The organism is Natrialba sp. PRR66 (assembly GCF_034808065.1).
Taxonomy (GTDB): Archaea; Halobacteriota; Halobacteria; order Halobacteriales; family Natrialbaceae; genus Natrialba; species Natrialba aegyptia.
In genome coordinates, this window is the sequence record NZ_JAXHGN010000004.1 from 71,858 (window position 1) to 85,548 (window position 13,691).

11 protein-coding genes are annotated in these 13,691 nt (G+C 62.3%); 1 reads left to right on the plus strand and 10 read right to left on the minus strand.

Annotated elements, in window-relative coordinates:
- Window positions 1-1,121: 1,121 nt before the first annotated feature.
- The 5 genes from uraH to SM755_RS14485 form a co-directional block, all read right to left on the minus strand.
- Complete coding sequence (gene uraH / locus SM755_RS14465) at window positions 1,122-1,472, minus strand: hydroxyisourate hydrolase (protein ID WP_323173279.1); 351 nt, start codon at window positions 1,470-1,472, stop codon at window positions 1,122-1,124.
- Window positions 1,469-2,458, minus strand: a complete 990-nt coding sequence (gene pucL, locus SM755_RS14470) for a factor-independent urate hydroxylase (RefSeq protein WP_323173280.1) — start codon at window positions 2,456-2,458, stop codon at window positions 1,469-1,471. The genes uraH and pucL overlap by 4 nt, the downstream gene beginning before the upstream one ends.
- Window positions 2,459-2,654: 196 nt before the next feature.
- Window positions 2,655-3,158, minus strand: a complete 504-nt coding sequence (uraD, locus tag SM755_RS14475; protein WP_323173281.1) for a 2-oxo-4-hydroxy-4-carboxy-5-ureidoimidazoline decarboxylase — start codon at window positions 3,156-3,158, stop codon at window positions 2,655-2,657.
- A gap of 140 nt (window positions 3,159-3,298) precedes the next feature.
- Window positions 3,299-4,678 carry an amidohydrolase family protein gene (locus tag SM755_RS14480; RefSeq protein WP_323173282.1) on the minus strand — a complete coding sequence of 460 codons (1,380 nt, stop codon included), beginning with the start codon at window positions 4,676-4,678 and terminating at the stop codon, window positions 3,299-3,301.
- Between the two features lie 69 nt (window positions 4,679-4,747).
- Window positions 4,748-5,332, minus strand: coding sequence for a nucleotidyltransferase family protein (locus SM755_RS14485; protein WP_323173283.1), 585 nt, complete (start codon window positions 5,330-5,332; stop codon window positions 4,748-4,750).
- A gap of 327 nt (window positions 5,333-5,659) precedes the next feature.
- On the opposite strand from SM755_RS14485, the gene SM755_RS14490 reads away from it, so the two are divergent.
- Complete coding sequence (locus tag SM755_RS14490; protein WP_323173284.1) at window positions 5,660-7,075, plus strand: amidohydrolase; 1,416 nt, start codon at window positions 5,660-5,662, stop codon at window positions 7,073-7,075.
- A gap of 11 nt (window positions 7,076-7,086) precedes the next feature.
- Here SM755_RS14490 and SM755_RS14495 read toward each other — a convergent pair whose 3' ends face one another.
- The 5 genes from SM755_RS14495 to SM755_RS14515 form a co-directional block, all read right to left on the minus strand.
- A complete protein-coding gene (locus SM755_RS14495) occupies window positions 7,087-7,944 on the minus strand; it encodes a xanthine dehydrogenase family protein subunit M (RefSeq protein WP_323173285.1) in 858 nt (285 codons plus the stop codon).
- Complete coding sequence (locus SM755_RS14500) at window positions 7,945-10,305, minus strand: molybdopterin cofactor-binding domain-containing protein (RefSeq protein ID WP_323173286.1); 2,361 nt, start codon at window positions 10,303-10,305, stop codon at window positions 7,945-7,947. It lies immediately after the preceding gene.
- A gap of 1 nt (window position 10,306) precedes the next feature.
- Window positions 10,307-10,825: a (2Fe-2S)-binding protein gene (locus SM755_RS14505; protein ID WP_323173287.1), complete on the minus strand. Its 519-nt coding sequence runs from the start codon at window positions 10,823-10,825 to the stop codon at window positions 10,307-10,309.
- Between the two features lie 162 nt (window positions 10,826-10,987).
- A complete protein-coding gene (locus tag SM755_RS14510; RefSeq protein ID WP_323173288.1) occupies window positions 10,988-12,214 on the minus strand; it encodes an XdhC family protein in 1,227 nt (408 codons plus the stop codon).
- The gene (locus SM755_RS14515) at window positions 12,207-13,640 is read right to left on the minus strand and encodes a uracil-xanthine permease family protein (RefSeq protein ID WP_369335249.1); all 1,434 of its coding nucleotides are present in this window, start codon (window positions 13,638-13,640) and stop codon (window positions 12,207-12,209) included. The genes SM755_RS14510 and SM755_RS14515 overlap by 8 nt, the downstream gene beginning before the upstream one ends.
- Between the last annotated feature and the right edge of the window lie 51 nt (window positions 13,641-13,691).

Below are 13,691 nucleotides of genomic sequence, written 5' to 3' on the forward strand. Positions count from 1 at the left end.
GTTAGATTTGATCAGTTCAAGCCTGCTTGATACTGGAGATAACGCACATCAGGACAATTTCACGGAGGGGACTGATAGAAATAATATTCGTGACTGCGCATTCAAGAACTGTAGAAGCGAACACATCAGGTAGTGGATCAAAACCAGTCGGTTGTGAATAAATAGGCAGTATATAGATACTCTAATGATATTAGTATACGTGTATATATTCCAAATTGTCTCTGTTCTCTTTTGTACCCATAGTAAAATAAGCACATATATTACGCCCGTACTTCTGTAATCGATTGTTATGTATCACCACGATTACCAACCTGTGGTGAACCACGGTACTTCAATCATCACCTTCCAGGTATAGTTCAATTTCCTAGCACGTGGTACTTATTATTCTCAAGACCAGCCTTCACCTATCAAAGCCTTCGACCATCACTCATCTGAAAGGTCATTAAAGAGTTTCCCCGCAAACATCAGAGTGTGCAAGAACGTATACAAATCCGCAATCCACTCTTCGGTACCGACGAGCACCACAGTTTCTCTGTCCAAACCAACGAGAAACTGCACCACTTCTAGCGTTTCGGCCAGTCGTTGATCGGCTTACAGTACATCCGAAGAGTACCAATTTACGCCCAAAGTCTGCGGCTCAGGCGGTTTAGACACCATGACAACCACGATTGTCCGAATCAAGAACTTGATGACTGAACACCAGCCGAAGATTAACTAAACGGTGCCGATCTAAGGTATATGCCACCATGGCTGACTGTTCCCGAGGGGATCTCGACCGGCCGTAACAGACGGTCCAATCGGGCGAGTCAGCTGTGGAGCGCCTTGGGGCGAACCCAAGGCTAGACAGTCGCCTCTGCCTCGCAGTCAACGAGGAACACAACGACGTGACCGTCGCCGACCGCCTCGGTGTCAACAGGGAGGGTCGTACGGCGGATCAGACAGTGGGTCACCAATACTCGCCATAAGCGGCTCTGCTCCGACCCCGTCGATGGTAGTCTGGGGGCCAGCCACTGGTACCACGGTAGCTGCAACTGCGATATCGTTCAGTTGTCCAGAGCGCTGTTCTGACCGAAGAGGTGTGTTGTTACGCCGAAACCAGTTTTCGCTTGATTTCTATCTGGTCAACTTCCCCGATACGTCGTGTACCCGCCGGGCGACAGCAACAAGGGCACGTGATAGTGTTCATCGGGATCGGAGATGACGAACCGGACCGGTACCGTCTCGAGGAACGACGTCTTCGACGGTCCCTCCTGATAATAGGCATCGACGTCGAATAGCAGCTGGTACGTCCCGGTTTCCATCTCGTCCAGTCCAAGTAGCGGGTCATCGAGGCGCCCGTCGTCGTTGGTGGTTCCCTCGGCAATCGTCTCCGGTTCGCCGGTCGAATCCAGCCGCTGGAGCGTTACGTCGACGCCGGAGGCTGGGCCTTCCCGGCTTGTGTCGAGGACGTGCGTCGTCAGTCCGGCCGTCATTGTGCGGTCTCCTCGAGGTCACTGTGATCCATCGAGAACTGCTGGAATCCAGTTGGCCGCGGCGGTTCCTTCAGCACCTTCGCGTCGCCGTCGAGGTCGTCGCGCTCGCGGATCCAGGTGCGATTGTTGGCCTCGAAGCTGACGGACTCGAGCTGCGGGAACCGTTTGAGGACGCGTTGGCCGATCTGGTAGATCAGATCTTGGATCGAGTTGGAGTCAACCTCGTGGAAGACAACCTGAGCGATGTCACGCACCTGCTCGGCCGGCACGTACTGCTCTGGTTCTTCGCCGAGCGCGTTCTCCGGATCCGTGTAGCTCCAGAAGATATCCAGAGTGATATAGAGCGTCCGGTCTGCCCGCTCGGGCAGTGTCGTGTACTCGTCCTGAACGTAGCCCTCAAACGAGCTCCCCTTCACCTTGACCAGTTCGATGTCCGTGACGCCGCCCGTGAGGTCCTCGATGACCGGGACGTCCTCACCCCGGGCAAGGTACACTTCTCCGAAGGCCGACTCGTCGTCGGACACGCGGAAGACTAGATCGCTCAGCTCGAACTCGCCATTGCCTGCGGGTACGGATCGTTCGTCGAACGCGATCTCGTTGGCGGACATCCGAACGCGCTCCATTTGGGAATACGTCTCCAGGAACTGCGAGCCCACGAAGTGGAGGAATCCCTCAGTCGTGGCACCGTCGTACTCGCCCGCCTGATGGAGGACGAAGTTCTTCATCGAGTCGGTCGCTACCACCATGCTGTTGTCTCTCTCGCTGAAGGATGACAGGAACTCCTCGCCCTCGACCTGGACGCGAACGTCGTGTCCGAAGAGAATGTTCTCCCGGCCGTCGAACTGGGACTCGGGAATCGTCCTGACGCCGTCCAACGGGGTAGCATACGTCCGGTAGACGGAGACCTTCTCCTTGCCGTAGTTCATCGTCCGCCCGCTATCGTCCGGTGAGTCGACACTCTCTATCGGCATGCTATCAGTCGTCATCGACTACTCAACACCACTCCCTGGTCGTACAAAAAATCTCGCGTATCCACAACATATGCGAATCGTTTCAAACGAAAGTAGGACAATACGAATAGATTGATCAGTACGAGCTACCGGGCAGGCACCTCTCCACCCCGGGATGGGCGCCCGGCCATTGACGGCGTCTGACTGCAGGCGATGCATTTCTGTGGAGTCGTCACTGCGCGATCCGGTTCTCAAGGCGGAGGCGAGCGATCTCGTGGACCTGGTCCAGTGCGGTGCGAAACTCATCGGACTCGGAATTGTCGATCCGGTCCTCCATCGCTGTCTGAATCTCGTCTGGCGACTTACCCTTCACAGCCATGATGAACGGGAAGTCGAATGTCTCCCGGTATGTCTCGTTAAGCCGCTGGAATGCCTCGTACTGCTCCGGCTGCAATTCATCGAGCCCGGCGGAAGACTGCTCCTCCCGGGACGCCTCGGTCATCTCAGTCTGCTCCCCGAGATCAGGGTGCGCTCGTAGCAGCTCCAGTTTCCGGTCCCGCGATGCCTCGTTGACGACTCTTTCCATGGTCGCCCGCAGGTCCTCACGCGAATCGAACGGCCGCTCCGAGGCCGCCTGTTTGGCAACCCACGGAGACTCCTCGTACACGTCGTCGAGGGCGTCCACGAAGTGCTCCTCGTCGAACTGGCTCAACTCCTCGATGATGAATTCTGTCATCGCATCTGACCGTTCATCCGCCGGGGACTTAAATTGACGTCTCAGGACGGCACCAGCGCGTCGTAAAGAGAGGACGTTAATAAGGTCTGGATTGCTCTTCGACGACAGTCCGTAGATCAGTTCAAAGCGCCTGCACCGGGTCACGCGCTCCAGTCGGGCAACTCCCGTTCAACGAACTTCCCGTGGCCCGGTTCGCCGACCACCTTGCCGTCGTCGGCGACGACTTTGCCCCGGACGAGCGTCTTCGTCACCTTCCCCGTGACCTCGCGGCCCTCGTAGATCGAGTAATCGGCCTTCGACGCATTGTCCTCGGCAGTGATCGTGTATGTCTCGCCTGGATCGAATAGGACGATGTCGGCATCCGTCCCGGGCTCAAGCGTCCCCTTGTTTGGGAGGCCGAACGTCTCGGCCGGGTTCGCGCACATCACGCGGACCAAGAAGGGGTAGGAGAGACCGCGCTCGTTAACTGCTACGTCGTGGAACACCGGAAGACTTGCTTGAATCCCGTTTGCCCCGAACGGTCCCTCCCACCACGGCATGTCTTCCTTACTCGTGCGCCGCTGAGCGACGTGGTCCGTCGAGACGACGCTTAGGACGCCCCTGCGGAGGTACTCGAACATTGCGTCGACGTCGTCCGGCGACCGAATCGGCGGGGCAATCTTCGGCAGGTTTCCCAGTTCAGCGTGGATTGACTCATCCAGCGCCGTGTAGTGGGTGCACGTCTCCCCGCGGACCTGCGATCCGTCGTCTCGGAAGCGGTCCAGTGCGGCGGCGGACGCCCGGCAGGAGGTGTGAATCCCGTAGTACTTTGCGCCGGCCTCTGTTGCGAGGCGGACGGCATCCTCCGCGGCCATCGCCTCCGCGTAGTCGGGGCGAGACTGCGGATACACCTCCGGAGCATCTTCTCCGTCCGCCCGGAGTTCCTCCATGAGCGACTGGCAGACCGAGTCGTCCTCCGAGTGGACCACGCCGACGGCATCGGCCTCAGCGAGTGCCTCGAAGACCCGTCGCATGAACCCGTTGGAGAGCCCGAACTCGTAGGCCGTGTACATTTTGAACGACGTTACGCCGGCGTCGACAACGTCGGCCAACTCCGCGAAGAGGTCGTCGTCCTCCCGCATAATCCCGCCGTGCAGCCCGAAGTCGACCAGCGCCTCGGACTGGTTCTCGCGCTTCCGCTTGACGCCGTCCAGCAGCGGGGCCGGCTCGTCCCACGGGCTGTCCCCGCCCTCATAGGCCTGCCACGCGAAGTCAATGAACGTGGTGACTCCACCCAGTGCGGCCGCGCTGGCTGCCGTGCGGTAGCTATCGATCGAGACATGATCGTCGACGTGGACGTGAGGGTCGACAACACCAGGCATGACCAGCTGGTCCGTCGCGTCGATCTGCTCCTCGCCCGCCGGGAGGGTGTCTTCGTCACCGACGCTGACGATCTCGCCGTCGTCGACGGCAACTGCCGCCTCGAACGTTGCTGTGTCGGTGACGACAGTCCCGCCTGCGATTACTGTGTCAACAGCCATTGAATCACACTGCTCTCCGGGGTGAGTTAGGTATACCGGTCTCCCTGAAACTTACGCCGGCGTCGCGGGCTACGGCAAGTCCTCGGGCCAATCAACATCACGGCGAACGCCAGGATCGTCGACGGCGATCCGGATTGCGTCGGGGTGTGTCACGACGAGCCGTCGACCGCCTTGATCACCCGCAACGTCGGCGAGTGTGCCGAAGTGGGCTGCGCCGAAAAGCACAGGGTTCCCGCGCTTACCATCGTAGGCCGGCGCGACGATACTCCCTCGCCGGGCCTCAAACGCGTCTCGGAGGCACTCGATTGTCGCAGGCGCCACGACGGGCATGTCACCGAGCGCAAATACCACGGCGTCCCATGAACGCTTGCGCACGGCGATCACGCCCTCCTGTACGGAGGTGTGCTGGCCGTCTTCGTACCGATCGTTGTATCGGACGTCGAAGCTGTCCGGGAGCGCGTCCCGCACTGCGGCGGCCTCGTGGCCGACGACTGTGATGTGGTCCTCAAGGGGAGCATCCAGCAGCGTCTGGGCTGCACGCCGGACGATCGGTTCGCCCTCGTAGTCCGCCAGCAGCTTGTTCGCCGGCCCGAAGCGTTCGCTCCGTCCGATCGCGAGCAGGACGGCACCGACTGTGAGGTCCGTTCGCGTCATCTGAGCGCGACGGACGGCTGTCCCTCCGCGAAACTGGACTGCTTGTGGACGGTTCCAGTGATTCTCTCGAACGGCGCGGCGTCGCTACGGGTTAGCACTGTGAAAGCATGTGTGGGCACGCAACTAAACATGCTGATTCCCGCAATATCCATCGAGTTCCCTCACTTCTATCCCTCTATCGTGGTACTATACCGAGATACCACCCACAACTGTTTACTTAGAGGAGGATAAACATGGGAACATGGCAGCTGACGAGAGCAGCGTCAAGAGGAACGGCTATTTGGCCGACGTACTGGACACCGAATGGTTTGGGGAGGATGCGTCAAGATGACGGACCTCCTCGTCACGAACGGGACAGTCATCACCCAGAACGCCGACCGGGAGGTCGTCGACGACGGTGCGGTCCTTATTCTGGACGACAAAATCGCCGCGGTCGGACCTGCGGCGAAACTGGAGACGGACTACGACGCCGACCGCGTGATCGACGCCGACGGTGGTGCGATCATCCCGGGGCTCGTCAACGCTCACACGCATGTCTCGGATATCCTCCTTCGAGGCGCCTTTGCGGCGGACCGCGGCCTCCACGACTGGCTCTACAATGTCAAGCGGCCAGCCTGCGTCGCGATGGTGCCTGAGGAGCACGCCGTCGCCGCAGCGCTATACTGTACTGAGGCTGTCCGGGCGGGCGTGACGACGTTCGTCGAGAGCGACACGGAGGTGATCTGGGACGACCGCGACGCCATCGAGGCGAAGTTCGACGCCTATGCGCGGTCGGGTATCAGGAGCATCTACGGCGCCGGGTTCGCTGACAGTCCCCCGGACGAGGCGTTTGAGTTGCTACTGGCTGATGTCCAGGTCCGCGACCCCGACATCGCCCACCCGCCGGCAGACTACTTTACGATGGAGACGGACACCGCGCTGACTCGGGTGGAGTCGCTCATCCGGGAGTTTCACGGGAACGCCGACGGGCGGCAGTCGGTCTGGCCCTCTCCGATCGTCCTCGCATCGACGACAGCCGAGGGGTTCCGGGGGGCGTACCGGATCGCTGAGGAGTACGACCTGATGACGACGGCACACGTCGCCGAGGCCGAAGCGCAGGAGAGGGGCGCCCCGCTCTCCAACATCAGCTACCTTCGGAACGTCGGCTACCTCGGCGAACGGGCTCTCCTGGGTCACTGCGTCCAGATTGACGCAGCAGACGTGCGCCTGCTAGCGAAGACGAACACGAAGGTCGCACACAACTTCTTCGCGAACATGCGCTTAGCAACCGGGTTCGCGCCCGTCGTCTCGATGCTGGAAAACGGCGTGGTCGTTGGGCTGGGAACTGACAATGCGAATCTGAACGATGCGATCAACCCCCTTGCCGACGCTCGTGCGGCATCGGCGGCCCACAAGGGTTTCCACCGTGATCCCGGCGTCGTGCCCGCACAGACGGCCTTCGACATGGTCACTATCGACGCCGCCCGCGCAATCGGCCGTGAGGACGATCTCGGATCGATCGAGGTCGGCAAGCAGGCTGACATCGCGATCGTTGACATGGATCGCCCGCACCTCACGCCGTCGCCCAACCCGGTGTTCGCGCTCGTCACCGCGGCACAGGGCGACGAGGTGGAGACGGTCATCTGTGCGGGCGAGGTCGTCATGGAGGACCGCGAGGTCCTGACGCTCGGCGATACGGACGAGCTGATGACGGAGGCGACGGCCGCCGCCGATGACCTCGTCGAGCGTGTTGGGATCGAATAGGAAACAGCCGCTCAATCCCCTTCTATCGCCCGTTCGATCGCCTGTCGGCAGTACGTCCGGACGAGCTGGAGGCGCTGGTGATCGGTCACAACGCCGTTCATCAGCAGGGTCTCGAGATTGATGTCTCTGAGCGCGGCGCTTGCAGCCCGGAATCGAAGCTCATCGTCGATATGCTTGCCGACGAGTTCATCTTCGACGTTCGGCAGCCGAATCGGGAACGGCTTCACACCGTTGACCGCGACCCGCGCAGACGCGACGGCATCGCCGTCGACATCGAGCGCGGCAGCTGTGCCGACGATGGCGTAGCCGGAGTACTCAGAGGTCCGGACGTAGCTGCTCCGTTTGGCGTCCGGCACGGCGACGTCGGTGACGATTTCGTCCGGTCCGAGTGCAGTCTCACCGGGACCACAGAACCACTCGTCGGCTCCGATCGTTCGTTCGCCGTCGGGACTGCGGGCGACGACGCGACCGTCGAGGGCGAGAAACGCAGCCGGTGGGTCGTACTTCGGGTCGGCGAACACGAGGTTGCCAGCGATCGTCCCCTGCTGTCTCGCTTGATAGTCTCCCACGGAGTCGGCTGCTTCCGCGAGGGCGGGGACGTGCTCATGGACGAGGTCGGACGTCGCGATCTGATGGTGCGTTGTCAGTGCGCCGATACAGGTCTCGCCCGCCTCGTGGGAGATGCCACGGAGTTCGTCGATGCGGCTGACGTCAACGAGGCGGTCGGGCGTCTCGATGCCGTCTTTCACCTGGGGGAGCAGGCTGTAGCCGCCGGCGACCACGCGCGTTTCGGCATCAGCTGAGACGAGTTCAACCGCTTTGTCCACTGTATCGGCATGGACGTAGGCGGCCGGAAGCTGCTCTGACATTTACCGACCCCCCTGAAGCGCGTCCCAGATCTTCGCTGAGGTGATCGGCAGGTCGGTGATTCGGACTCCGACGGCGTCCTCGATAGCGTTCGCGACGGCCGCCGGCGGCCCGAGAGTCGTCACCTCCCCGACGCTCTTCGCGCCGAACGGACCGGTCGGCTCGTGGGTCTCGACGAGTTCGGTATCGATCTCTGGCAGGTCAGTCGCGTGGATCACCTCGTAATCCCGGAGTCCACGGAGCTCTGGCTGGCCGTCCTCGTCGAATTCAATCGCCTCGGAGACGGTCTGGCCGAGCCCCATGATCGCCCCGCCAATGATCTGCCCGCGCACGTTCGCTGGGTTGAGCGCCTGCCCACAGTCGACAGCGTTCACGAAGTGGGTCACCTCGAACTCACCGGTTTCGGTGTCGACCTCGACCGCGGCGATCTGCGCGGCGAACGGCTTGGGCGACAGCGGCGTGTAGTGCTGGCCGCTGCCAGTGAGTCTACGCTTCGGTCCACGGATGCCGGCGAACGCCTCCTCGGCGAACTCGCTCAGCGTCATTGACTCGCCTCTGGGAGGGGCCACCTCCCCGTCGGCCAGTTTCACGGCCTTGGGATCGACGTCGTACCAGTCGGCCGCCAGATCACGCACCTTCTCCGCGAGGTCGCGGGCGGCCTTCTCGGTCGCGTTCCCGCTGACGTAGGTCGTGCTGCTCGCGTAGGCCCCGTTGTCCCACGGCGTCGCGTCGGTGTCGTCGGCCTTCACGTGGACCGAGTTGATGTCGAGACCGAACACCTCGGCGGCGATTTGGCCCATCACGGTCTCCGATCCCTGCCCGGTGTCGCCGACGCCGACCCGGACGGTGAGCGTACCGTCAGTCTCGAGGGTAACGTTGCAGCGCGAGAACTCGCTGTTCGGGACGCCCGACTTCGCCATCGACAGCGCGGCGCCGTAGCCGCATCTGTAGCGGTCATTGGCAGGCTGATCCGGCCCGTCCGACCACCCAATCGACTCGCAGGCTCGCTCGAGACACTCCTGAGCGCCGACGGACTGCAGCTCGTCCATGGCCTCGCTGGAGGCCGGCTCGAAGCTCGCTTCACCCTCCTCGATCGCGTTCCGACGGCGAAACTCGACGGGATCCATGCCGATCTCGGTGGCGACCTTGTCGACGTGGCTCTCGAGGGCGAACGTCCCCTGGACCGCGCCGTACCCGCGCATCGCCCCGCCGGGCGTGACGTTGGTGTAGACCGCTCGGCCGGTGAACAGCCGGTTCTCACAGGGATACACCGACATCGGCTCGTGGGCCGCATTCTCCAACACCGCAAAGCCGTGACAGCCGTACGCACCCGTGTTCGAGGTGATATCGACGTGCATGACCGTGATCGTTCCGTCCTCGCGGACTCCGGTCTTGATTTGGATCGTCTGGGAATGGCGGGTCTGGGAAACGTGGAGGTCCTCCTTTCGCTCGTTCCTGAGCCGTACTTTCTCGCCAGTCTCCAGTGCGAGGGCCGCCGCAATGTACTGGATTGGGACCGTGTCCTGCCTGACGCCGAAGCCGCCGCCGACGCGGGGCTTGATCACCTGCACATCGGTTCGGTCTATGTCAAACGCACGGGCGATCTTGTCGCGACAGATGTGGGGTACCTGCGTCGTCGTCCGCAGTACCAGCCGCTGGCGGTCGTCGATCCACGCGATTGCCGTGTTCATTTCCATCGGGAGCTGCTGAACGATCTGGGTTTTGTACTCACCCTCAACGATTTCATCGGCTGCCTCGAAGCCGGCCTCGATGTCGCCCTCCTCGTGGCGCGTTTCGCAGACAACGTTGTGCTCGGGATCCGCGTTCTCCTGTTGGTTCTCGTACTCCTCGGGGTGGAGCGTGGGTGTGTCCGACCCCATTGCTGCCTCGGGATCGAGGACGTGGTCGAGCACCTTGTAGTCGACCTCGATCGCCTTGAGTGCGCGCTCCACGGCATCCACCGTCGTTGCGGCAACGGCGGCGACGGGCTCGCCCACGTGCCGCACTGTCTCGTTGAACACCCGTTCGTCGAACGGCGCCGGAGCCGGGTGGGGAAAACCAGTCCGCGTGAACCGCTGTTCCGGAACGTCCTCGTGTGTGATGACGGCCGTCACGCCCTCAATCGCCTCGGCCGCCTCGGTATCGATTGATCGGACGCGGGCGTGGGCGTGGGGACTCCGGAGGACGCGCCCGGCGAGCGCGTCGTCGGTCGGGACGTCGTCAGTGTACCTAGCGTTACCCGTCACGAGGCCCCACCCATCGACCTTCTCGACGCTCTCCGTGACTCCGACGTTCGAGTCGGCCGCATCGTTCTCGGCGACAGTTTCGTCAGCAGACTCAGACTCGCCTTCGTACTGGCTCATCTTACGCGTCTCCCTCGGCTGACGTTTCTGAGTGGGGCAGGCGGTCGGCCGCGGCCTGGATTGCTTCGATCTGCTGGACGTACCCGGTACAGCGGCAGATGTTCCCGCTCAGCGCGTTAGCGACCTCGTCCTCAGTCGGGTTGACGTTGTCCTGGAGGAGGTCGTAAGCCGATAGCAGGATGCCCGGGATGCAGTATCCACACTGGGCGGCACCGTGTTCGAGGAACTCTTCCTGGAGCGGATGGAGGTTGCCGGCGTCGTCGAGCAGTCCCTCGACGGTCATCACATCCGCGCCGTCGCAGCTCGCGGCCGGCACGAGGCACGACCGGGTAAGTCCCCGTTCCCCGAGGATGACGTTACAGGCCCCGCAGACACCCTCGTCGCAACCGTTTTTCACACTATAGTGGCCAGCACGACGAAGGCTCGCCATGAGTGTCTCGCCGTGCTCGATGGCGAGTTGCTCGCGTTCGCCGTTGATACGTACGTGGATAGAGCTGATTGTCTCTTCTTCGTCGCTCATTATCGTACAAACACACAGCACACATTGATTAAACCTTGGGTACGTGCACTAGTTACGATAAGGAGGGTGTTATGGGCACTTCTATCGCCGTTGCGTCAACGCAGTCCACTCTTGGGGTCCGTGCCAGTCGGCAATCCGTTCGAGCCGGTGTCGGTGATGCGATCAGCGCGTGAGATCGGGTCGGTCGTGGATTGGTCCGGCCCGTTCGCTGAGGCGGCCGCCATCTGCGCCGTTCGCCGCCGCGAGAACTTCCGAGACAACGCTCATCGCGATACCTGTCGGACTGCCGTCTCCGAGGTCGAGACCGACGGGCGTAGAGACGCAGTCGAGTTCCGAACTCGTGAACGCCCGGCCGTCATCCCGGGACGCCGCCCACAACTCCTCGAAGCGCTTGCGCGGTCCCATCAGACCGATGTACGGCACGTCAGACTCATCGAGCAGCGCCTTGAGCGCGAGCCTGTCATCGACGAGGTTGTGGGATAGCAGCACGACGTACGTGCGCTCTGGATCTTCAATGAGCGCTGGGAGGTCGGTCGGGTGTGCCGCGCGGACGCGGTAAGCATTCGGGAACTGCTCATCGTCGGCCCGCGCGCCGCGTGGGGAGGCGACGGTCACGCGGAAACCCGCCTGCGCACCGAACCTGGCGATCGGGTGGACATCGTTCTGCGAGCCGAACAGCACGAGTCGGGGGACGGGTTCGATGCCGTCGATGAATACACGGAGGCCGCCCGCCTCGCGTTTGATTCGAACTGTCGTGCTCGATCCGGCGTCGCGGACGGCGTCCGCGGTGCTCTGCAGGTCCGCGAGGATGTCCGCCGGGATCGAAACCCGGTCGTTGCCGTCTTCGCTGTCGGCCTCCGTGACGACCGTCCGCGCACCCACGGGCACCGCGTCGTCATCGCTTTCGACGACGCTACAGACCGCCGCGGCCTCGCCGTCGTCGAGCGCCGCAAGCAGCGGATCCAAAGAGTCATCGAGCGGCTCGGCGAGCAGGTCGACGACGCCGTTGCAGCCGAGCCCGAGGCCCCACTCGTCGCCCGTCAGATCGAACGTCGCCACGGTTGCTGTGCCCGACTTGCGTGCCTCGGCCGCGAGGTCGGCGACCGGACCATCGAGACAGCCCGCTGTAACAGCACCCAGCGCAGTCTGGTCCGCCGGCGCGACGAACTTCGCACAGGGTCGTCGGTACGCCGAGCCGTCCACGTCAACGACAGTCACGACGGCCGCCGCGTCGTTGGCGTCGCGAAGTGATCGTAGTGCATCACGGAGGTCGCGGTCGGTCGCGCTCCATGGGTCCATTTGATTCATGATATTGTCCCGCAATCGAATGTACTTCGACGGTTGTCTTCCGACCACGCTCTCGGCGTCAGTGTCGAGGCCGTCAGTCATCGTCCTGTGGGGTGGACGCAGCGTCGGGGACGTCGTCCTCGATTCCTATCGGCGTTTCAGGGGTGAGGCCGTCTGTGTGCTCGGTCGGCCCCAACCCGACACCACCGCCAGGAAGCACGACGTTGAGCACGAGTGCGGCCATTCCGCCAGTGACGAGCGCGGAGCCGAACAACGTCTGCACTTCGGACGGGAAGTTCTGGAGGATCTCGGGCCGGAACGAGACGCCAAGTCCGAGGGCCATCGACACCGCAAGGATCGTCGAGTTGCGGTGGTCGAGCGTGACGTTCTGCACGATGATGCGTGCTCCCGAGGAGAAGATCATCGCGAACAGGATCAGTGCGCCGCCGCCGAGAACAGCGTCCGGCATCGCGGAGACGATCGCCCCGATCTTCGGGACGAATCCGAGGAAGACGAGGACGACACCGCCGATGCCGACGACGTAGCGGCTCGCGACGCCCGTGAAGTTAACGAGGCCGACGTTCTGCGAGAAGGACGTGTTTGGCATCGCGTTGAACATAGCCCCGAACATGCTCATCACGCCGTCCGCGATGAGGCCGCCGCGGAGTTCCTCCCGAGTCGCGTCGCGCCCCGTTGCCGAGACGGTTCCGGAGATATCGCCGATGGTCTCTATTCCGGTAATGACGTAGAGGAAGGCCATCGTCAGGACGGCGCTAGGCGGGAACGAGAGGCCGTACTTGAGCGGGGTCGGCACGGTGATCCACCCAGCAGCCGCGACGCCGGAGAAGTCGACCACACCCAACGCGATGGCTGCGACGTAGCCAATGACGATGCCGACGAAGACGCTAATGACCCGGAGAAAGTCCTTAAAGAACTGATTGAGGACGACAGTCGTCAGGAGAACGAGACCCGCGAGGCCGAGGTTTGTGAGAGAGGCATAGCCCTCAGATTCTGGGCCGGCGGACGCCCCGGCAGCGTAGTCCATCCCAGTCGGAATGAGCGTCAGCCCGATGAGCATGACGACGATGCCGGTGACCAGCGGCGGGAAGTAGTTCCGGAAGCGGTCGAGAGTGACGCCCATCACCATCTCGACGGGAGCCGCAATCAGCGCAGTTCCGAACACCGCTGCAAGTCCGAACTGGTTGCCAATCCCGATGAGTGGGCCGAGGAAGGCGAAGCTCGTCCCCATGACGATAGGGAGTTTCGCGCCGACAGGCCCAATGGGAAAGACCTGAATGAGAGTCGCGACGCCGGCAACGATGAGCGCCATCTGGACGAGGAAAGTAGTCTCTCCAGTGACGGAGCCGACCGCCCCGGCGAGGATCAGCGGCGGGGCGACATTCCCGAGAAACATTGCCAAGACATGCTGTATACCCATTGGTATCGCCTTCCCCAGTGGCGGCTTGTCTTCGATGTCGTACAGTACGACAGAGTCATTCTCCGATTCGGTGGTTGCTGAACCACTCATACCCCCCATCTTCTCGTCTGTTACTTATCAAAACCCTCTCTACGCGCAAAT

Bases quoted from the DNA above. Each gene is read 5' to 3' on its own strand.
- SM755_RS14490 (WP_323173284.1), top strand. From the start codon at position 5,660: ATGACGGACCTCCTCGTCACGAACGGGACAGTCATCACCCAGAACGCC.
- pucL (WP_323173280.1), bottom strand. From the start codon at position 2,458: ATGACGACTGATAGCATGCCGATAGAGAGTGTCGACTCACCGGACGAT.
- SM755_RS14495 (WP_323173285.1), bottom strand. From the start codon at position 7,944: ATGTCAGAGCAGCTTCCGGCCGCCTACGTCCATGCCGATACAGTGGAC.
- SM755_RS14480 (WP_323173282.1), bottom strand. From the start codon at position 4,678: ATGGCTGTTGACACAGTAATCGCAGGCGGGACTGTCGTCACCGACACA.
- SM755_RS14515 (WP_369335249.1), bottom strand. From the start codon at position 13,640: ATGAGTGGTTCAGCAACCACCGAATCGGAGAATGACTCTGTCGTACTG.
- SM755_RS14510 (WP_323173288.1), bottom strand. From the start codon at position 12,214: ATGACTGACGGCCTCGACACTGACGCCGAGAGCGTGGTCGGAAGACAA.
- uraH (WP_323173279.1), bottom strand. From the start codon at position 1,472: ATGACGGCCGGACTGACGACGCACGTCCTCGACACAAGCCGGGAAGGC.
- SM755_RS14500 (WP_323173286.1), bottom strand. From the start codon at position 10,305: ATGAGCCAGTACGAAGGCGAGTCTGAGTCTGCTGACGAAACTGTCGCC.
- SM755_RS14505 (WP_323173287.1), bottom strand. From the start codon at position 10,825: ATGAGCGACGAAGAAGAGACAATCAGCTCTATCCACGTACGTATCAAC.
- SM755_RS14485 (WP_323173283.1), bottom strand. From the start codon at position 5,332: ATGACGCGAACGGACCTCACAGTCGGTGCCGTCCTGCTCGCGATCGGA.
- uraD (WP_323173281.1), bottom strand. From the start codon at position 3,158: ATGACAGAATTCATCATCGAGGAGTTGAGCCAGTTCGACGAGGAGCAC.